This window comes from Streptomyces sp. NPDC102490 (assembly GCF_044765285.1).
GTDB lineage: Bacteria > Actinomycetota > Actinomycetes > Streptomycetales > Streptomycetaceae > Streptomyces.
In genome coordinates this window covers 129,290-148,989 of the sequence record NZ_JBIWJU010000014.1, presented here as the reverse complement: position 1 = coordinate 148,989, position 19,700 = coordinate 129,290, and the positions used below count along the sequence as shown (strand labels likewise).

Annotated in this window: 11 protein-coding genes; 9 read left to right on the top strand and 2 right to left on the bottom strand. The window is 72.2% G+C overall.

From position 1 onward, the window contains the following. Positions 1 to 165: 165 nt before the first annotated feature. The gene (smc, locus tag ACIRGB_RS29900; RefSeq protein ID WP_403871642.1) at positions 166 to 3,720 is read left to right on the top strand and encodes a chromosome segregation protein SMC; all 3,555 of its coding nucleotides are present in this window, start codon (positions 166 to 168) and stop codon (positions 3,718 to 3,720) included. 213 nt (positions 3,721 to 3,933) lie between these two features. After that, positions 3,934 to 5,352, top strand: coding sequence for a sugar porter family MFS transporter (locus tag ACIRGB_RS29895; protein ID WP_403871640.1), 1,419 nt, complete (start codon positions 3,934 to 3,936; stop codon positions 5,350 to 5,352). 145 nt (positions 5,353 to 5,497) lie between these two features. Here the strand turns inward: ACIRGB_RS29895 and ACIRGB_RS29890 are convergent, their stop codons facing one another. Next, positions 5,498 to 6,949 carry a cytosine permease gene (locus tag ACIRGB_RS29890; RefSeq protein WP_403871639.1) on the bottom strand — a complete coding sequence of 484 codons (1,452 nt, stop codon included), beginning with the start codon at positions 6,947 to 6,949 and terminating at the stop codon, positions 5,498 to 5,500. Positions 6,950 to 7,134: 185 nt separating this feature from the next. On the opposite strand from ACIRGB_RS29890, the gene ftsY reads away from it, so the two are divergent. Beyond that, positions 7,135 to 8,343 carry a signal recognition particle-docking protein FtsY gene (gene ftsY / locus ACIRGB_RS29885; protein WP_403871637.1) on the top strand — a complete coding sequence of 403 codons (1,209 nt, stop codon included), beginning with the start codon at positions 7,135 to 7,137 and terminating at the stop codon, positions 8,341 to 8,343. A gap of 449 nt (positions 8,344 to 8,792) precedes the next feature. On the opposite strand, the gene ACIRGB_RS29880 is transcribed toward ftsY, so the two are convergent. Next, positions 8,793 to 9,464 (bottom strand): bifunctional DNA primase/polymerase, encoded by a 672-nt coding sequence (locus ACIRGB_RS29880; RefSeq protein ID WP_403871635.1) that lies wholly within the window; start codon positions 9,462 to 9,464, stop codon positions 8,793 to 8,795. A 445-nt stretch (positions 9,465 to 9,909) separates the two neighbouring features. On the opposite strand from ACIRGB_RS29880, the gene ACIRGB_RS29875 reads away from it, so the two are divergent. From ACIRGB_RS29875 to ftsH, 6 genes are all read left to right on the top strand, one after another. Next, on the top strand, positions 9,910 to 11,409 hold the full coding sequence (locus tag ACIRGB_RS29875; protein WP_403871633.1) for a hypothetical protein: 1,500 nt from the start codon (positions 9,910 to 9,912) through the stop codon (positions 11,407 to 11,409). Between the two features lie 317 nt (positions 11,410 to 11,726). Further along, positions 11,727 to 13,073, top strand: coding sequence for an ammonium transporter (locus ACIRGB_RS29870; RefSeq protein WP_403871631.1), 1,347 nt, complete (start codon positions 11,727 to 11,729; stop codon positions 13,071 to 13,073). Further along, a complete protein-coding gene (locus ACIRGB_RS29865; RefSeq protein ID WP_003973409.1) occupies positions 13,070 to 13,408 on the top strand; it encodes a P-II family nitrogen regulator in 339 nt (112 codons plus the stop codon). The genes ACIRGB_RS29870 and ACIRGB_RS29865 overlap by 4 nt, the downstream gene beginning before the upstream one ends. A 26-nt stretch (positions 13,409 to 13,434) precedes the next feature. Beyond that, the gene (locus ACIRGB_RS29860) at positions 13,435 to 15,900 is read left to right on the top strand and encodes a [protein-PII] uridylyltransferase (RefSeq protein WP_403871630.1); all 2,466 of its coding nucleotides are present in this window, start codon (positions 13,435 to 13,437) and stop codon (positions 15,898 to 15,900) included. Positions 15,901 to 16,025: 125 nt separating this feature from the next. Further along, on the top strand, positions 16,026 to 17,576 hold the full coding sequence (ffh, locus tag ACIRGB_RS29855; RefSeq protein WP_403871628.1) for a signal recognition particle protein: 1,551 nt from the start codon (positions 16,026 to 16,028) through the stop codon (positions 17,574 to 17,576). Positions 17,577 to 17,683: 107 nt separating this feature from the next. Further along, positions 17,684 to 19,630, top strand: coding sequence for an ATP-dependent zinc metalloprotease FtsH (gene ftsH, locus ACIRGB_RS29850; RefSeq protein ID WP_403871626.1), 1,947 nt, complete (start codon positions 17,684 to 17,686; stop codon positions 19,628 to 19,630). The last annotated feature ends 70 nt before the right edge of the window (positions 19,631 to 19,700 follow it).

Here is a 19,700-nt window from a genome sequence, read left to right as displayed (position 1 = left end):
TTTCTTTCCCGGCCCCCCGTCTCGCCGTCCCGCCCGCCCGTGTCTGTCCCCGTGCAACCTTTCACCCTCTTCAACGTCTGATGTGCCCTGCGCGTTCACCGGTGAAACCGCGACGGTTCACTGGTTCGTGGAGTGAGACAGACCCGAGAGGTAAAGTCCGACGGCGTGCACCTGAAGGCCCTGACCCTCCGCGGGTTCAAGTCGTTCGCCTCGGCGACCACGCTCCGGTTCGAGCCGGGCATCACCTGTGTCGTCGGCCCGAACGGCTCGGGCAAGTCCAACGTCGTGGACGCGCTCAGCTGGGTCATGGGAGAACAGGGCGCCAAGTCGCTGCGCGGCGGCAAGATGGAGGACGTCATCTTCGCCGGCACCACCGGCCGCCCGCCGCTGGGCCGGGCCGAGGTGTCGCTGACCATCGACAACTCCGACGGCGCCCTGCCCATCGAGTACGCCGAGGTCACCATCACGCGGATCATGTTCCGCAACGGCGGCAGCGAGTACCAGATCAACGGCGACACCTGCCGTCTCCTCGACATCCAGGAACTCCTCTCCGACTCCGGCATCGGCCGCGAGATGCACGTCATCGTCGGGCAGGGCCAGCTCGACTCCGTCCTGCACGCCGACCCGATGGGCCGCCGGGCCTTCATCGAAGAGGCCGCCGGTGTCCTCAAGCACCGCAAGCGCAAGGAGAAGGCGCTCAGGAAACTGGACGCGATGCAGGCCAACCTCGCCCGCGTCCAGGACCTCACCGACGAGCTGCGGCGCCAGCTCAAACCCCTCGGACGGCAGGCCGCCGTCGCCCGCAGGGCCGCCGTCATCCAGGCCGACCTCCGCGACGCCCGGCTCCGGCTCCTCGCCGACGACCTGGTGCGGATGCGCGAGGCGCTCCAGGCCGAGATCGCCGACGAGGCCGCGCTCAAGGAACGCAAGGAGGCCGCCGAGCAGGAGCTGGGCCGGGCGCTGCGCCGTGAGGCGGACCTGGAGGACGAGGTGCGCCGGCTCACCCCGCGCCTCCAGCGTGCCCAGCAGACCTGGTACGAGCTGTCCCAGCTCGCCGAACGCGTACGCGGCACGATCTCGCTGGCCGACGCGCGCGTGAAGAGCGCCACCTCCGCGCCGCCCGAGGAGCGCCGGGGCCGCGACCCGGAGGAACTGGAGCGCGAGGCCGCCCGCGTCCGCGAGCAGGAGGCCGAACTGGAAGCGGCCCTGGAGGCGGCCGAACACGCCCTGGAGGACACGGTCGCCCACCGCGCCGACCTCGAACGCGAACTGGCCGTGGAGGAGCGCCGCCTCAAGGACGCGGCCCGCGCCCTCGCCGACCGTCGCGAGGGCCTGGCCCGGCTGAGCGGCCAGGTCAATGCCGCCCGGTCCCGCGTGGCCTCCGCCCAGGCCGAGATCGAGCGGCTGGCCGAAGCCCGCGACGAGGCGCGGGAGCGGGCCGCCGCCGCCCAGGAGGAGTACGAGACCCTCCAGGCCGAGGTCGACGGACTCGACGCCGACGACCAGGAACTCGCCGAGCGGCACGAGACCGCCAAACGGCAGCTGACCGAGGCGGAGACCGCCCTCGGCGCCGCCCGCGAGTCGGCCACCGCCGCCGAACGCGAGCGCGCCGCGACCCAGGCCCGGCACGAGGCCCTCGCCCTGGGCCTGCGCCGCAAGGACGGCACCGGCGCACTGCTGGCCGCCAAGGACCGGCTCACCGGCCTGCTCGGCCCCGCCGCCGGACTCCTCACCGTGACGCCGGGCCATGAAGCCGCCCTGGCCACCGCCTTCGGCGCCGCCGCCGACGCCCTCGCGGTGACCTCCCCGGCGGCCGCCGCCGACGCCATCCGGCTGCTGCGCAAGCAGGACGCGGGCCGGGCCGCCCTGCTGCTCGCCGGCGCCCCCGACGACGTACCGCACGAGACGCGCGGCGACGGACCGCCGTACGCCGCCGATCTGGTCCGCGGACCGGCGGACCTCATGCCCGCCGTACGGCGGCTGCTGCGGGGGATCGTCGTCGTGGCCACCCTGGAGGACGCGGAGGACCTCGTCTACGCCCGTCCCGGGCTGACCGCCGTCACGGCCGAGGGCGACCTGCTGGGCGCTCACTTCGCACAGGGCGGCTCCGCCGGGGCGCCCAGCCTCCTGGAGGTGCAGGCGTCCGTGGACCAGGCCGCCGCCGAGCTGGCCGAGCTGGGCGTGCGGTGCGAGGAGCTGGCCGCGGCGCAGGACGCCGCCGTCGTGCGGCGCCGGGAGTGCGCGGCGCTCGTCGAGGAGCTGGGGGAGCGGCGCCGGGCCGCCGACCGGGAGAAGTCGTCCGTAGCCCAGCAGCTGGGCCGGCTCGCGGGACAGGCACGCGGCGCCGCCGGGGAGGCGGAACGGTCCGCCGCCGCGGCCGAGCGGGCGCAGGAGGCGCTGGACAAGGCGCTCATGGAGGTCGAGGAGCTGGCCGAGCGGCTTGCGGTGGCCGAGGAGATGCCGGTCGAGGAGGAGCCCGACACCTCGGCGCGCGACCGGCTCGCCGCCGACGGCGCCAACGCCCGGCAGACCGAGATGGAGGCCCGCCTCCGGGTCCGTACCCACGAGGAGCGGGTCAAGGGGCTCGCCGGACGGGCCGACTCCCTGGACCGGGCCGCCCGTGCCGAACGCGAGGCACGCGCGCGTGCCGAGCAGCGGCGGGCCAGGCTGCGGCACGAGGCGGCCGTCGCCGAGGCGGTCGCCACCGGCGCCCGGCAGCTGCTCGCCCACGTCGAGGTCTCGCTGACCCGCGCCGACCAGGAGCGCACCCTCGCCGAGGCGGCCAAGGCCCGCCGCGAGCAGGAACTGACCGCCGCGCGCACCGCCGGGCGCGACCTCAAGGCGGAGCTGGACAAGTTGACGGATTCAGTTCACCGGGGCGAGGTACTCGGCGCCGAGAAGCGGCTGCGCATCGAGCAGCTGGAGACCAAGGCGCTGGAGGAACTCGGTGTGGAACCGGCGGGACTCGCGGCCGAGTACGGCCCCCATCAAGAGGTGCCGCCCTCGCCCCCCGCCGAGGGCGAAGTGCTCCCCGAGGACCCGGAGCACCCGCGCAACCGCCCGCGTCCGTTCGTCCGCTCCGAGCAGGAGAAGCGGCTGAAGGCCGCCGAGCGCGCCTACCAGCAGCTCGGCAAGGTCAACCCGCTGGCCCTGGAGGAGTTCGCGGCGCTGGAGGAGCGGCACCAGTTCCTCAGCGAGCAGCTGGAGGACCTGAAGAAGACCCGCGCCGACCTGCTCCAGGTCGTCAAGGAGGTCGACGAGCGCGTCGAGCAGGTCTTCACCGAGGCCTTCCGGGACACGGCCCGGGAGTTCGAGGGGGTCTTCGGCCGGCTCTTCCCGGGCGGGGAGGGGCGACTGATCCTCACCGACCCCGACAACATGCTCACCACGGGCGTGGACGTCGAGGCCCGGCCGCCGGGCAAGAAGGTCAAGCGACTCTCGTTGCTCTCCGGCGGGGAACGTTCGCTGACCGCGGTGGCGATGCTGGTGTCGATCTTCAAGGCCCGGCCGAGTCCGTTCTACGTGATGGACGAGGTCGAGGCGGCGCTCGACGACACCAACCTGCAGCGGCTGATCCGGATCATGCAGGAGCTTCAGGAGGCCTCGCAGCTGATCGTCATCACGCACCAGAAGCGCACGATGGAGGTCGCCGACGCGCTCTACGGCGTGTCCATGCAGGGCGACGGTGTGTCGAAGGTCATCAGCCAGCGGCTGCGGTAGCTGCGGTTAGTTCCCCCAACAGTCCCGACAGTTATCTTCAACTCTTGAATGAGTAACCCCGCTCCACATCTCCAAACTCACACCTCTTGCCCTATTGACTTCGAAACTTGAAGGCATAGTCTCTGCAACGTTGCTTTTACCTTCAGGTCCCTTGATCGGTACCTCGAAGAGAGAACCGCCCCGGCAGCGTTGCCGGTAGCCCGAGGAGTACACGTGGCCAGCACATCGCAGGCGCCCAGTTCAGGAGCCAGGACGGCTCATCCCGATCATCTCGGGCACGTCATCTTCATCGCGGCGGCGGCCGCGATGGGCGGTTTCCTGTTCGGTTACGACAGTTCCGTGATCAACGGCGCCGTCGAGGCCATCCGGGACCGCTACGACGTCGGCTCCGCGCTGCTGGCCCAGGTCATCGCCGTCGCGCTGATCGGCTGCGCCATCGGCGCCGCGACCGCCGGCCGGATCGCGGACCGCATCGGCCGCATCCGCTGCATGCAGATCGCGGCGGTCCTGTTCACCGTCAGCGCCGTCGGCTCCGCGCTGCCCTTCGCGCTGTGGGACCTGGCCATGTGGCGCGTCATCGGCGGATTCGCCATCGGCATGGCCTCGGTGATCGGCCCCGCCTACATCGCCGAGGTCTCCCCGCCCGCCTACCGCGGCCGGCTCGGCTCCTTCCAGCAGGCCGCGATCGTCATCGGCATCGCCGTCTCCCAGCTGGTCAACTGGGGGCTGCTGAACGCCGCCGGCGGTGACCAGCGCGGCGAGCTGATGGGCCTGGAGGCCTGGCAGGTCATGCTCGGCGTCATGGTGATCCCGGCCATCCTGTACGGCCTGCTGTCCTTCGCCATCCCCGAGTCCCCCCGCTTCCTGATCTCGGTCGGCAAGCGCGAGCGCGCCAAGAAGATCCTCGAAGAGGTCGAGGGCAAGGACGTGGACTTCGACGCCCGCGTCACCGAGATCGAACACGCCATGCACCGCGAGGAGAAGTCCTCCTTCAAGGACCTTCTCGGCGGCAGCTTCTTCTTCAAGCCGATCGTCTGGATCGGTATCGGCCTGTCGGTCTTCCAGCAGTTCGTCGGCATCAACGTCGCGTTCTACTACTCCTCGACGCTGTGGCAGTCGGTCGGCGTCGACCCGACGGACTCCTTCTTCTACTCGTTCACGACGTCGATCATCAACATCATCGGCACCGTGATCGCGATGATCTTCGTGGACCGCGTCGGCCGCAAGCCGCTCGCCCTGATCGGCTCCGTCGGCATGGTGATCGGACTGGCGCTGGAGGCCTGGGCCTTCTCCTTCGACCTGGTCGACGGCAAGCTCCCGGTCACCCAGGGCTGGGTCGCCCTGATCGCCGCCCACATCTTCGTCCTCTTCTTCGCCCTGTCCTGGGGTGTCGTCGTCTGGGTCTTCCTCGGCGAGATGTTCCCCAACCGGATCCGCGCCGCCGCCCTGGGCGTGGCCGCCTCCGCGCAGTGGATCGCCAACTGGGCCATCACCGCGAGCTTCCCGTCGCTGGCCGACTGGAACCTCTCCGGCACCTACGTGATCTACACGATCTTCGCCGCCCTCTCCATCCCCTTCGTGCTCAAGTTCGTGAAGGAGACCAAGGGCAAGGCCCTGGAGGAAATGGGCTGACCCGCCCGCCCCGAGCCCGGGGAGGAGGGCCAAGTCCCCGCTGCCCCTCTCCCCGTACCGTCCGCCGCCCCGCCCGGTCACTTCCCGGGCGGGGCGGCGGTGTCGTCGGGCGTCCGCGCGGCCGAAGCCGCCGCGGAACCTGCGGTCAGACGCGCACGGCCTCGGGCTCCGCGGCCCGCTCCACGGGCGCCGCCGGGACGGCCACCGCGGGCTTCGGCAGGACGACGTACAGCAGACCGGAGATCACCACGGTGGCCACCCAGCCGAGTCCGTACTCGCCGATCACGTTGTTCGTCGCGAGCGGGCCGGTGAACCAGTCGGACGTGGTGAACAGCAGACCGGCGACCAGGCCCACCGCCCAGGCGGCGACGGCCGCGGGGGAGAAGCCGCCGCGGTACCAGTAGGCGCTGGTGCGGCCGGTGTCGGCCAGGGCCTCGCCGTCGTACTCCCGGCGGCGCAGCATGTCCGCGCCGAACACGCCGACCCAGGCGGAGAAGGCCACCGCGAGCAGCGACAGGAAGGCGATGAACGAGCCCATGAAGCTGGTCGCCACCAGCATCAGCACGCCGCCGAAGACCAGCGAGATCACCGCGTTCACCGAGACCGCCCAGTGCCGCGGGACCTTGAAGCCCAGGGTCTGCGCGGTGAAGCCCGCCGAGTACATCGACATCGAGTTGATCAGCAGCATGCCGATCAGCGCGATCAGCAGGTACGGCACGGCGATCCAGGTCGGCAGGATCTCGCCCAGGAAGGAGACCGGGTCGGCGGCCGAGGCCAGGTCCGGCGTGGCGACCGCCATGACCGCGCCCATCAGCACCATCGGCAGTACGACGATCCCCGCACCGCCGACCGTGACGCCGACGATCCCCTTCGAGGAGGCCGTGCGCGGCAGGTACCGCGTGAAGTCCGGCGCGGACGGGATCCAGCTGACGCCGCCGGCCGCGATCAGGCCGACGCCGGTGATCATCGCGGCCACCGAACCGGCGGACCGGTCGAACACCGCGGACCAGTCGGTGTCCACGACCAGGTAGCCCAGCACCAGTACCGAGAAGGCGCCGAAGAGGTACGCCGCGTACTTGTTGCACTTCTGTACGGCGTTGATGCCCAGCCCGGAGATCGCGAACGTCGCCACCACGAAGGCGAGCAGCGTCACCAGGTCCAGCACGCTGTTGGCGCGTATGCCGAACACGATGTCCAGGACGGTGAGCACGGCATAGGCACCGGTCACCGCGTTGATCGTCTCCCAGCCCCAGCGGGCCACCCAGATCAGCGAACCCGGCAGCAGATTGCCCCGCTGCCCGAACACGGCCCGGGACAGCGCCATCCCGGGGGCGCCGCCCCGCTTGCCGGCGATGCCGATCAGACCCACCAGGCCGTACGACACGACGGGCGCCGCCGCCGCGACGACCAGGGCCTGCCAGAAGTTGAGCCGGTACGCCACGACGAGGCTCGCACCCATCGTGAGCAGCAGCACGCTGATGTTGGCGCCGACCCAGGTCGGGAACAGCTCGCGGGTCCGGGCGGTGCGCTCGTGGTCGGGCACCTGCTCGATGCCGCGAGTCTCCAGGGCGCCTTCGTTCTCGGCGGTCTTGCTCATATGGGGGGTCCGTGCCTCGATCGTGGGGAAGAGGGGGGCGGTCGGGACTCTACGCGCGTTGATGCGGCCTTCTCCATCGTACTTTGCTCCGACTCGTGCCCTCCAGGGGCCTTTGTCCTTTGGCGGAAACCACGAGTGGCCATCAGCAGGGGGCCGTGGCGCGGGTCGCGCATACTGGTCCCGTTATGGAAATCGTCATCCTTGCTGTAGTCATCGCCGTGGTCGTGATCGGCGCGCTCGGCGGGCTGGTCGTCGGCAGCCGCCGCAAGAAGCAGCTGCCCGAGCCGCCCCCCGCCACGCCCGACATCACCGCCCCTCCGGCCGAGCCGCACGTCGGCGACGAGGCCGAGACGCCGCGCGACGAACCGCGCCGGACGATAGAGGAGGTCGACCTCCCGGACGGCGGCACCGCCACCGTCGAGGAGCCGCCCGTCGTCGAAGAGCTCGAGATCCCGCAGATCGAGGTTCCCGAGCCCACCGCCGGCCGACTGGTCCGGCTCCGTGCCCGCCTCTCCCGCTCGCAGAACGCCCTCGGCAAGGGCCTGCTGACCCTGCTGTCCCGGGAGCACCTCGACGAGGACACCTGGGAGGAGATCGAGGACACGCTGCTCACCGCCGACGTCGGCGTGCAGCCCACCCAGGAGCTGGTCGAGCGGCTCCGTGAGCGGGTGAAGGTCCTCGGCACCCGCACGCCCGAGGAGCTGCGCACCCTGCTGCGCGAGGAGCTGATCACCCTCGTCGGCCCCGACATGGACCGCGAGGTCAAGACCGAGCCCGCCACGAGCAAGCCCGGCATCGTGATGGTCGTCGGCGTGAACGGCACCGGCAAGACCACCACCACCGGCAAGCTCGCCCGCGTCCTGGTGGCCGACGGCCGCAGCGTCGTCCTCGGCGCCGCCGACACCTTCCGCGCCGCCGCCGCGGACCAGCTCCAGACCTGGGGCGAGCGCGTCGGGGCCCACACGGTGCGCGGGCCCGAGGGCGGCGACCCGGCCTCCGTCGCCTTCGACGCGGTCAAGGAGGGCAAGGAGATGGGCTCGGACGTCGTGCTCATCGACACCGCCGGCCGCCTGCACACCAAGACCGGCCTGATGGACGAGCTGGGCAAGGTCAAGCGCGTCGTGGAGAAGCACGCGCCGCTGGACGAGGTGCTCCTCGTGCTCGACGCCACCACCGGCCAGAACGGTCTGATCCAGGCCCGGGTCTTCGCCGAGGTCGTGAACATCACCGGCATCGTGCTCACCAAGCTGGACGGCACGGCCAAGGGCGGCATCGTGGTCGCCGTCCAGCGCGAGCTGGGTGTGCCGGTCAAGCTGATCGGACTCGGCGAGGGCGCGGACGACCTCGCGCCGTTCGAGCCGGCGGCCTTCGTGGATGCCCTCATCGGCGAGTGACGCCGCCTGCCGGCGCCCCGCGCCCGCACCCAGGCGAGAAGCGCCCGCCTCCCGAACCGGGAGACGGGCGCTTCGCCGTGCGGAGGGGGTGGGTGCCGGGTGGGCCCCGGGTGTGGGGGTGACGGTGTCGGCCCGGCGCACGCGCCGGGGCGCGGACGCGCAGGGTTCCCACGGGTGTGCGGAAGGCGGGCCGTGACGCCCGCCGCTGCGCGGTGCGCGCGGCCCGGACGGGCGCGGGGCGCCGTCCGGGGGAGCGACGGGGGCTGGGCGCGTACGAGCGCCGGGGCCTGTGCGCGTGCCGAGGTGCGGCGGATCGTGCCGCCGTCCGTGCCCGCCGAGTGGCGGGCGCCAGGACGCGCGGTGACGCGTGGTGGTCGTGCGGGCAGGGCCGGTGCCCTCGGCCGGAATCGGGCCCGCTCCGGCGTACGGGCGCGGCGTCCGCGTGGGTGCTACGCCCGGGACCGGTGGGCCACGTATGCCAGGGTGCCCAGGAGGAGCCGTGCCGCCGGTGGCCTGGTGGCCGAGTCGAGGGCGGGGGGCCGCAGCCAGCGCACCGGGCCCCGGCCGCCGCGGTCGGAGGGCGGGGCCGTGATGTACGTACCGGGGCCGAGGCCGCCGAGGTCGAGGGCCGACGGATCGTCCCAGCCCATGCGGTACAGCAGCCGGGGCAGCTCGGCGGCGGCGCCCGGGGCGACGAAGAAGTGGGCGCGGCCCTGCGGGGTGGCCGCGACCGGACCGAGCGGGAGGCCCATGCGCTCCAGCCGGGCCAGCGCCCGCAGCCCTGCGGACTCGGCCACCTCGATCACGTCGAAGGTCCGCCCGACCGCCAGCATCACCGCCGCGCCGGGGAACCGGGACCAGGCCTCGGTCGCCTCGTCCAGGGTCGCCCCGGCGGGCACCCGGGGCGCGAAGTCCAGGGGGTGCGCGCCCGGCGCCGGACAGTCGGACAGCCCGCACGAGCAGGCGCCGCCGGCGGTCCTGGCCCCCGGCACCACGTCCCAGCCCCACAGCCCCGTGAACTCGGCCACGACGGTGCACTCCGAGGGGCGGCCGCGGCGGCGCGCGCCGGACCGGATCTCGCGCATGCCCCGACTGCTGCCGATGCCGATCGTGAAGCCCATGCCCCCTCCAACGGGTCCGACACAGCGGCGGTTACGCAGCGGACGTAACGCGTGACTCTCTGTTTCCCACTCCCCAGTCCGGCGCGGTTCAGACAGCGTCCGGAAGCACTCCGGGTGGTGCGTCCCACGGCGCACGCCCCGGTGTGCACCCTTGCATCGACTCCCGGCTGGCCTGTGTCAAGTGAATCGCGTCCCGGCAACCGCGAGTTCATTCGAAGGGGTGGCGAATGGTGGCGATTCCGCAATCGCCATGGCTGGGCGAGTGATCGTAGGACTACTTTGTGTGCATGGAGCCTTGGGGCACATGCACTCGTGGGTATGCCGGAGGCAACCCGGCTTTCCGTTCGAAGGGCGCCAACCGCCGGACGGAGAGCCGCAACCACCGGCATTCTGATAGGGCTTGGCGCACTCGGCGACAGATGGTCTCAGGGATGGGGGCGTTCCAGTGAGTGGCAACGGCGGAAGCGGTACGAGCGCGGCGAGCGCGTCGCACGCTGACAAGCGCCCGAACGAGCTGCTCACCTCCTGGTTCGCCCGCAGCGGCTGGTCCAAGGGCGAGCTGGCCCGCCAGGTCAACCGCCGGGCCCGCCAGTTGGGCGCCAACCACATCTCCACCGACACCTCACGCGTGCGCCGCTGGCTCGACGGGGAGAACCCCCGCGAGCCGATCCCGCGGATCCTGTCCGAGCTGTTCTCCGAGCGTTTCGGCGTCGTCGTCTCCGTCGAGGACCTGGGTCTGCGCTCCACCCGCCCCACGCCCTCCGCGACCGGCGTCGACCTGCCCTGGACGGGCCCGCAGACCGTGGCCCTGCTCAGCGAGTTCTCGCGCAGCGACCTCATGCTGGCGCGGCGCGGCTTCCTCGGGAGCTCGCTGGCCCTCTCCGCGGGCCCGTCCCTCATCGAACCCATGCAGCGCTGGCTCGTCCCCACCCCCTCCGCCACCCCGCCCGCCGGACGCGAGCCCGCGGCGCCCACCACCCGCGCGCGCGGGCGGCTGTCCAAGCCGGAGCTGGACCTGCTGGAGTCCACCGCCGTGATGTTCCGCCGCTGGGACGCCCAGTGCGGCGGCGGTCTGCGCCGCAAGGCCGTGGTCGGCCAGCTGCACGAGGTCACCGACCTGCTCCAGGAACCCCAGTCGGAGACCACCCGCGCCAAGCTCTTCAAGGTCGCCGCCGAGCTGGCCGAGCTGGCCGGCTGGATGTCGTACGACGTGGGGCTCCAGCCCACCGCCCAGAAGTACTTCGTGCTCGCCCTGCACGCCGCCAAGGAGGCGGGGGACCGGCCGCTCGGCTCCTACATCCTCTCCAGCATGAGCCGCCAGATGATCCACCTCGGCCGGCCCGACGACGCCCTGGAGCTGATCCACCTCGCGCAGTACGGCAGCCGGGACTGCGCCAGCCCCCGCACCCAGTCGATGCTGTACGCCATGGAGGCCCGCGCCTACGCCAACATGGGACAGCCCGGCCGCTGCAAACGCGCCGTGCGCATGGCCGAGGACATCTTCGCCGAGGCCGACGAATGGGACGAGCCGGACCCCGACTGGATCCGCTTCTTCTCCGAGGCCGAGCTGTACGGGGAGAACAGCCACTCCTTCCGCGACCTCGCCTACGTGGCCGGCCGCAGCCCCGCCTACGCCTCCCTCGCCGACCCCCTGATGCGCCGGGCCGTGGAGCTCTTCGCCAAGGACGAGGAACACCAGCGCTCCTACGCGCTGAACCTGATCGGCATGGCCACCGTCCACCTGCTGCGCCGCGAACCGGAGGAGAGCGCCGTCCTGGCCGTCGAGGCCATGGGCATCGCCAAGAAGGTCCGCTCCGAACGCGTCAACACCCGCATCCGCAAGACCGTCGACACGGCCGTACGCGATTTCGGCGACCTCGGTGAGGTCGTCGACCTCACCCAACGGCTCGCCGTCGAGTTGCCGGAGACCGCCGAAGCGGTCTGAACCCCCACCAGCCCCGGCCGCGGCCGGCCCTCCCGAACTGCCCGACTCGGCTCCCCCATGCCAGGTCACTCGGAGGCCGCCGCGGCCGGTTGGTCGTCCCGGTGCGGACGGCCCCGCCCCGACCACGGCCGAGCGGGCCCGCACCGGCCGTTCACCCACGCGTAACACGCACCGCGCCTTCGTCACGGCGGCGAAACAACGAGGGGCACCCCACGAAACCGCGCTGCGCCAATCTCATGGCGCATAACCGGCCCACCCCTCACCCGCCCGCCCAGGCTTCGCCCGCACGGGGCCGTACCAACGACGAGGAGACGCCGATGGCTCCAGCCATCACGCTCGCCGCGGAGACACAGCTCTCCGCCGCCAACACGGGCTTCATGCTCATCTGCTCCGCCCTGGTGATGCTCATGACGCCGGCCCTGGCCTTCTTCTACGGAGGCATGGTCCGGGTCAAGAGCACCCTGAACATGCTGATGATGAGCTTCATCAGCCTCGGCATCGTCACCGTCCTGTGGGTGCTGTACGGCTTCTCCATGGCGTTCGGCACCGACTCCGGCAGCGTCGTCGGCTGGAACTCCGACTGGGTGGGCCTCAGCAACATCGGTCTGACCGAGCTGTGGGACGGCTACACCATCCCCGTCTTCGTGTTCCTGGTCTTCCAGCTGATGTTCGCCGTCATCACCCCCGCCCTGATCAGCGGCGCCCTCGCGGACCGGGTGAAGTTCACGGCCTGGGCGCTGTTCATCGCCCTGTGGGCGACGATCGTCTACTTCCCCGTCGCCCACTGGGTCTGGGGCGCGGGCGGCTGGGCCTTCGAACTGGGCGTGATCGACTTCGCCGGCGGCACGGCCGTGCACATCAACGCCGGTGCCGCGGCGCTCGGCGTGATCCTCGTCATCGGCAAGCGGGTCGGCTTCAAGAAGGACCCGATGCGCCCGCACAGCCTGCCGCTGGTCATGCTCGGTGCCGGCCTGCTCTGGTTCGGCTGGTTCGGCTTCAACGCCGGCTCGTGGCTCGGCAACGACGACGGCGTCGGCGCGCTGATGTTCGTCAACACCCAGGTCGCCACCGGCGCCGCCGTCCTCGGCTGGCTCGCCTACGAGAAGATCCGGCACGGCGCCTTCACCACCCTGGGCGCGGCCTCCGGCGCCGTCTCCGGCCTGGTCGCCATCACCCCGGCGGGCGGCGCCGTCTCCCCGCTCGGCGCGATCGCCGTCGGCCTCATCGCCGGAGTGGTGTGCGCCATGGCCGTCGGCCTGAAGTACAAGTTCGGCTACGACGACTCCCTCGACGTGGTCGGCGTCCACCTCGTCGGCGGCATCCTCGGCTCGCTGCTCATCGGCTTCTTCGCCAGCGGCAAGGGCCAGTCCGACGTCGAGGGCCTCTTCTACGGCGGCGGCCTCGACCAGTTCTGGAAGCAGTGCGCGGGCGTCTTCGGCGTCCTCGCCTACTCCCTGGTCGTCTCCGCGGTCCTCGCCTTCCTGCTGGACAAGACCATCGGCATGCGGGTATCGGAGGACGTCGAGGTGGCCGGCATCGACCAGGCCGAGCACGCCGAGACCGCATACGACTTCAGCGGCGCCGGCGGCGGTGCCGCCCGGACGACCGCCACGCCGGCCGCCTCCGCGGCGGCGTCGGCCCCGAGCAAGAAGGTGGACGCATGAAGCTCATCACCGCCGTCGTCAAGCCGCACCGGCTGGACGAGATCAAGGAGGCCCTCCAGGCCTTCGGGGTCCACGGCCTGACCGTCACCGAGGCCAGCGGCTACGGCCGCCAGCGCGGACACACCGAGGTCTACCGTGGTGCCGAGTACACCGTCGACCTGGTGCCCAAGATCCGTATCGAGGTCCTGGTCGAGGACGACGACGCCGAGCAGCTGATCGACGTCGTGGTCAAGGCGGCCCGCACCGGCAAGATCGGCGACGGCAAGGTCTGGGCGGTCCCGGTCGACACGGCCGTACGGGTCAGGACCGGCGAGCGCGGACCCGACGCGCTCTGACACGACGGACGAACAGGAGTCGCCGGGTGACGAGTACGGACGTGACGCACGAAGCAGAGGACTCGGGACCCGGCGGCTACGCGGCGGCCCGGCTGCGCCTCCTCACCGAGGGGGCGCGGTCCGGGCCGCCGCGCCGCAGGGCGCTCGCCGAACTGACCGACGACTGGCTGGCGGGCCTCTTCGCCGCGGGCGCCGGGGGACAGACCGGGGTCTCGCTCGTCGCGGTCGGCGGCTACGGGCGCGGCGAGCTGTCCCCGCGCAGCGACCTGGACCTGCTCCTGCTGCACGACGGCCGCGACGACAAGGCCGTCGCCGCACTCGCCGACCGCCTCTGGTACCCGGTCTGGGACCTGGGCCTCGACCTCGACCACTCCGTACGCACCCCGCAGCAGGCCCGGAAGACCGCCGGCGAGGATCTGAAAGTCCAACTCGGCCTCCTGGACGCCCGCCACCTCGCCGGAGACCTCGGCCTGACCGCCTCCCTGCGCACCGCCGTCCTCGCCGACTGGCGCAACCAGGCCCCCAAACGCCTCCCCGAACTCCGCGACCTGTGCGCCGAACGCGCCGAACGCCAGGGCGAGCTGCGGTTCCTGCTCGAACCCGACCTCAAGGAGGCCCGGGGCGGCCTGCGCGACGCCACCGCCCTGCGCGCCGTCGCCGCCTCCTGGCTCGCCGACGCCCCGCGCGAGGGACTCGCCGACGCCCGGCGCCGCCTGCTCGACGTCCGTGACGCCCTCCACCTGGCCACCGGCCGGGCGACCGACCGGCTGGCGCTGCAAGAACAGGACCAGGTGGCGGCCGAGCTGGGCCTCCTGGACGCCGACGTCCTGCTGCGGCAGGTCTACGAGGCGGCCCGCGTCATCTCCTACGCGGGCGACGTCACCTGGCGCGAAGTGGGGCGCGTCCTGCGCTCGCGCTCCGTGCGGCCGCGGCTGCGCGCCATGATGAACGGCGGGAAACCGGTCGCCGAGCGCTCCCCGCTCGCCGAGGGCGTCGTGGAGCAGGACGGTGAGGTGGTGCTCGCCCGCACCGCGCGCCCCGAACGCGATCCCGTGCTCCCGCTGCGTGCCGCGGCCGCCGCCGCACAGGCCGGACTCCCGCTCTCCCTGCACGCCGTACGGCGCCTGGCGGCCACCGCGCGCCCCCTGCCCACGCCCTGGCCCGCCGAGGCCCGCGAACAACTGGTGACCCTGCTCGGTTCGGGCCGGCCCACGGTGCAGGTCTGGGAGGCGCTGGAGGCCGAGGGCCTGGTCACCCGGCTGCTGCCCGACTGGGAACGGGTCCGCTGCCGCCCGCAGCGCAACGCCGTGCACCTGTGGACCGTCGACCGGCACCTGATCGAGACCGCCGTCCGCGCCGCCGGGTTCACCCGCCGGGTGCACCGCCCCGACCTGCTGCTGGTCGCCGCGCTGCTGCACGACATCGGCAAGGGCTGGCCCGGCGACCACTCCGTGGCCGGCGAGACCATCGCCCGGGACGTCGCCATGCGCATCGGCTTCGACCGCGCGGACGCGGCCGTCCTGGCCACCCTCGTACGCCACCACCTCCTGCTCGTGGAGACCGCCACCCGCCGCGACCTGGACGACCCGGCCACCGTGCGCGCGGTCGCGGAGGCGGTCGGCACGGAACACACCCTGGAGCTGCTGCACGCCCTGACCGAGGCGGACGCGCTGGCCACCGGGCCCGCCGCCTGGTCGTCCTGGCGCGGTTCCCTCGTCGCGGACCTGGTGAAACGGGTCGCCGGAGTGCTGGCCGGCGAACCGCAGGCCGAACCCGCGGCCGCCGCGCCCACCGCGGAGCAGGAGCGGCTCGCGGTCGAGGCCTTCCGCACCGGCGGTCCGGTACTGGCGCTGCGGGCCCAGACCGAGGCCCCGGCCACCGGTTCCGCGACGCCCGACACGGCGGCGGCCGACGGGCCCGAGCCGCTCGGCGTCGAGCTGCTGATCGCCGTACCCGACCAGACGGGCGTGCTGCCCGCGGTGGCCGGGGTCCTGGCCCTGCACCGGCTGACCGTCCGCACCGCCGAGCTGCGGTCCCTGCCGCTGCCGGACGGCGTCGACGGCTCCGTCCTGCTCCTCGACTGGCGGGTCGCCGCCCAGTACGGCTCCCTGCCCCAGGCCGCCCGGCTCCGCGCCGACCTGGTCAGGGCCCTGGACGGCACCCTGGACATCGCCGGACGGCTCGCCGAACGGGACGCCGCCCACCCCAGGCGCCGCGGCGTGGAGCCGCCCCCGCCCCGCGTCACCGTCGCGCCGGCCGCGTCCCGGCTGGCCACGGTGATCGAGGTGCGCGCCCAGGACGCGCCGGGGCTGCTGTTCCGGCTCGGGCGGGCGCTGGAGGCGGCGGGCGTGCGGGTCCGCAGCGCGCACGTGTCGACGCTGGGGTCGAACGCGGTGGACGCCTTCTACGTCACGCGCGGCAAGGGCGCGCCGCTGCCGGGTGACGAGGCGGCGTCGGTGGCCCGGGAGCTGGAGGAGTCGCTGCGGGCGTGACCTCGGGGGCGCGTCATACCGCTCGCTGCCGCGGGCGGGTGCGGCGGGCAGGGACGAATTGCTTGCCGGGCCGGATACCCTGGAGGGCGACCCACACCAACGCCGACGCGAGGACCTACGCCGCCGTGTTCGATACTCTCTCCGACCGCCTGTCAGCCACCTTCAAATCCCTCCGGGGCAAGGGCCGGCTGTCCGAGGCGGACATCGACGCCACGGCCCGCGAGATCCGCATCGCGCTGCTCGAGGCCGACGTGGCGCTCCCCGTCGTGCGCGCCTTCATCAAGAAGGTCAAGGAGCGCTCCCTGGGCGCCGAGGTCTCCAAGGCGCTGAACCCGGCCCAGCAGGTCCTCAAGATCGTCAACGAGGAACTGGTCGGCATCCTCGGCGGCGAGACCCGTCGCCTGCGCTTCGCCAAGCAGCCGCCGACCGTGATCATGCTGGCCGGTCTCCAGGGTGCCGGTAAGACCACCCTCGCGGGCAAGCTCGGCCACTGGCTCAAGGAGCAGGGGCACTCTCCGCTGCTCGTGGCCTGTGACCTCCAGCGCCCCAACGCCGTCAACCAGCTGAGCGTCGTCGCCGAGCGCGCCGGTGTCGCGATCTACGCCCCCGAGCCGGGCAACGGCGTGGGTGACCCGGTCAAGGTCGCCAAGGACTCCATCGAGTTCGCCAAGTCCAAGGTCCACGACCTGGTCATCGTCGACACCGCCGGCCGTCTGGGCATCGACCAGGAGCTGATGCAGCAGGCCGCGGACATCAGGGACGCCGTCAGCCCCGACGAGATCCTTTTCGTCGTCGACGCGATGATCGGTCAGGACGCGGTCAACACCGCCGAGGCCTTCCGCGACGGCGTCGGCTTCGACGGTGTGGTGCTCTCCAAGCTCGACGGCGACGCCCGCGGTGGCGCGGCCCTGTCGATCGCCTCGGTGACCGGCAAGCCGATCATGTTCGCCTCGAACGGCGAGAAGCTGGAGGACTTCGACGCCTTCCACCCTGACCGGATGGCCTCCCGCATCCTCGACATGGGTGACCTGCTCACCCTGATCGAGCAGGCGGAGAAGACGTTCAGCCAGGAAGAGGCCGAGAAGATGGCCTCCAAGCTGGCGTCCAAGAAGGGCCAGGACTTCACCCTGGACGACTTCCTGGCCCAGATGGAGCAGGTCAGGAAGATGGGCAGCATCAGCAAGCTGCTCGGCATGCTGCCCGGCATGGGCCAGATGAAGGACCAGATCAACAACCTCGACGAGCGCGACGTCGACCGCACGGCCGCCATCATCAAGTCGATGACCCCGGCCGAGCGCCAGGAGCCGACGATCATCAACGGCTCGCGCCGGGCCCGTATCGCCAAGGGTTCCGGTGTCGACGTGAGTGCGGTCAAGTCGCTCGTGGAGCGGTTCTTCGAGGCCCGCAAGATGATGTCCCGCATGGCCCAGGGCGGCGGCATGCCCGGGATGCCGGGGATGCCCGGCATGGGTGGCGGCCCCGGCCGGCAGAAGAAGCAGCAGAAGAAGGCCAAGGGTAAGCAGCGCTCGGGCAACCCGATGAAGCGCAAGCAGCAGGAGCAGGAGGAGGCCGCCCGTCGTGCCGCCGCCGCGCAGAGCGGGGGTGCGCTGGGACTGCCGCAGCAGGGCGGGCAGGACTTCGAGCTGCCGGACGAGTTCAAGAAGTTCATGGGCTGACCGCCGGTCCGGACGCAGTACGTCGCCGGGGCGCCTCCTGTCGCAGGGGGCGCCCCGGCGACGTACACCCACATGCCCGCGCGGCTTTCCTGTCGTAGCGTCCGGATATGACCAATCCGTCCCCGCCGCGTACGGCACCCGAGCCGCCCTGGCGGACCGAGGGCACGCCCGACGAGCCGCCCAAGCCGCCGCCCGGCGGCCGGAGGATGCGCGGCGGCTGGTGGAACCTGGTCCTGGCCGCGCTGATCGTCTACCTCATCGCCAACCTCGTGCTGTCCTTCTTCAACGAGGGCGACGAGCCGACCATCTCCTACACGGAGTTCAGCAAGCAGGTCGACGAGGGCAACGTCAGCAAGATCTACGCCAAGGGCGACGCGATCCAGGGCCAGCTGAGGAAGGCCCGGGGCAATCCCGAGGGCGACGGGACGTACACCAAGTTCACGACCGAGCGGCCGACCTTCGCGGACGACCGGCTCTGGGCCGACCTGACGAAGAACAAGGTCACGGTCACCGCCGAGCCCGTCGTGCAGCACCGCAGCTTCCTGGCCAACCTGCTGATCGCGCTGGCCCCGATGCTGCTCCTGGTGGTGCTGTGGATCTTCGTCGCGCGGCGCATGCGGGGCGCCCTGGGCGGTGGGGCGGGCGGCATGCTCGGGCGCAAGGCGCCGCCCAAGCCGGTCGAGCTGGAGGCCGGCAAGCCGCGCACCACCTTCGCCGACGTCGCCGGGATCGACGAGGTGGAGGGCGAGCTGAGCGACGTCGTCGACTTCCTGAAGAACCCGGACGCCTATCGCCGCATGGGCGCCAAGATGCCCCGGGGTGTCCTGCTGACCGGCCCGCCCGGCACCGGGAAGACGCTCCTCGCGCGCGCGGTGGCCGGAGAGGCGGGCGTGCCGTTCTTCTCCGCGTCGGCGTCCGAGTTCATCGAGATGATCGTGGGTGTGGGCGCCTCCCGGGTGCGGGAGCTGTTCGCCGAGGCCCGCAAGGTGGCGCCGTCGATCATCTTCATCGACGAGATCGACACCATCGGCCGCGCCCGCGGCGGCGGCTCCGGCATGGGCGGCCACGACGAGCGCGAGCAGACCCTGAACCAGATCCTCACCGAGATGGACGGCTTCTCCGGCTCGGAGGGCGTGATCGTCATCGCCGCCACCAACCGCGCCGACATCCTGGACGCCGCCCTGACCCGCCCGGGCCGCTTCGACCGGGTGGTCAGCGTCTCGCCGCCGGACAGAAGTGGCCGGAAGGCGATCCTGGAGATCCACACCCGCGAGATCCCGCTCGCCCCGGACGTCGACCTCGCCCAGGTCGCCCGTACGACGCCGGGCATGACGGGCGCCGAACTCGCCAACCTCGCCAACGAGGCGGCGCTGCTCGCGGTCAAGCGGAAGCAGGACCGGGTGACGCAGGCGAACCTCTCCGAGGCGCTGGAGAAGGTCCAGCTGGGCGCCGAGCGCCCCCTGGTGATGCCCGAGGAGGAGCGCCGGCGCACCGCCTACCACGAGAGCGGGCACGCCCTGCTGGGCATGCTGCAGCCGGGCGCCGACCCGGTTCGCAAGATCACCATCGTGCCGCGCGGACGGGCGCTCGGGGTGACGCTGTCGACGCCGGACGCGGACAAGTACGCGTACACGGAGGAGTACCTGCGCGGGCGGATCATCGGCGCGCTCGGCGGCATGGCGGCCGAGCACGTCGTGTACGGGATGATCACGACCGGTTCGGAGAGCGACCTCGAACAGGTCACCAACATCGCCCGCGGCATGGTCGCCCGGTGGGGCATGAGCGAGCGGGTCGGACGGCTCTCCGCCCTCCCCGGCGACGCCCAGCAGGCGTACGGGCTCGCCGCCGCGCCGCAGACGCTCGACGCGATCGACGGCGAGATGCGGCGGGTCGTGGACTCCTGCTACGAGGAGGCCGTGCGCAAGCTGCGCGAGCACCGGGGGCAGCTCGACGCGCTCGCCGAGTCGCTGCTGGCGAGCGAGACGCTGGACGAGGCGGAGGCGTACCGCATCGCCGGGATCACCCGGCTGACGAAGGACGACCCGGAGGTGTGAGCACCCTTCGCGGGCCTGACATGGCTCTCGCCCTGCGCCATGTCGCCCCAGGGGGCCTGGGAAGGCGACG

Coding starts and splice junctions, on each gene's coding strand:
- ACIRGB_RS29865 (WP_003973409.1), top strand. CDS start 13,070: ATGAAGCTCATCACCGCCGTCGTCAAGCCGCACCGGCTGGACGAGATC.
- ftsY (WP_403871637.1), top strand. CDS start 7,135: ATGGAAATCGTCATCCTTGCTGTAGTCATCGCCGTGGTCGTGATCGGC.
- ACIRGB_RS29880 (WP_403871635.1), bottom strand. CDS start 9,464: ATGGGCTTCACGATCGGCATCGGCAGCAGTCGGGGCATGCGCGAGATC.
- ACIRGB_RS29870 (WP_403871631.1), top strand. CDS start 11,727: ATGGCTCCAGCCATCACGCTCGCCGCGGAGACACAGCTCTCCGCCGCC.
- ftsH (WP_403871626.1), top strand. CDS start 17,684: ATGACCAATCCGTCCCCGCCGCGTACGGCACCCGAGCCGCCCTGGCGG.
- ACIRGB_RS29890 (WP_403871639.1), bottom strand. CDS start 6,949: ATGAGCAAGACCGCCGAGAACGAAGGCGCCCTGGAGACTCGCGGCATC.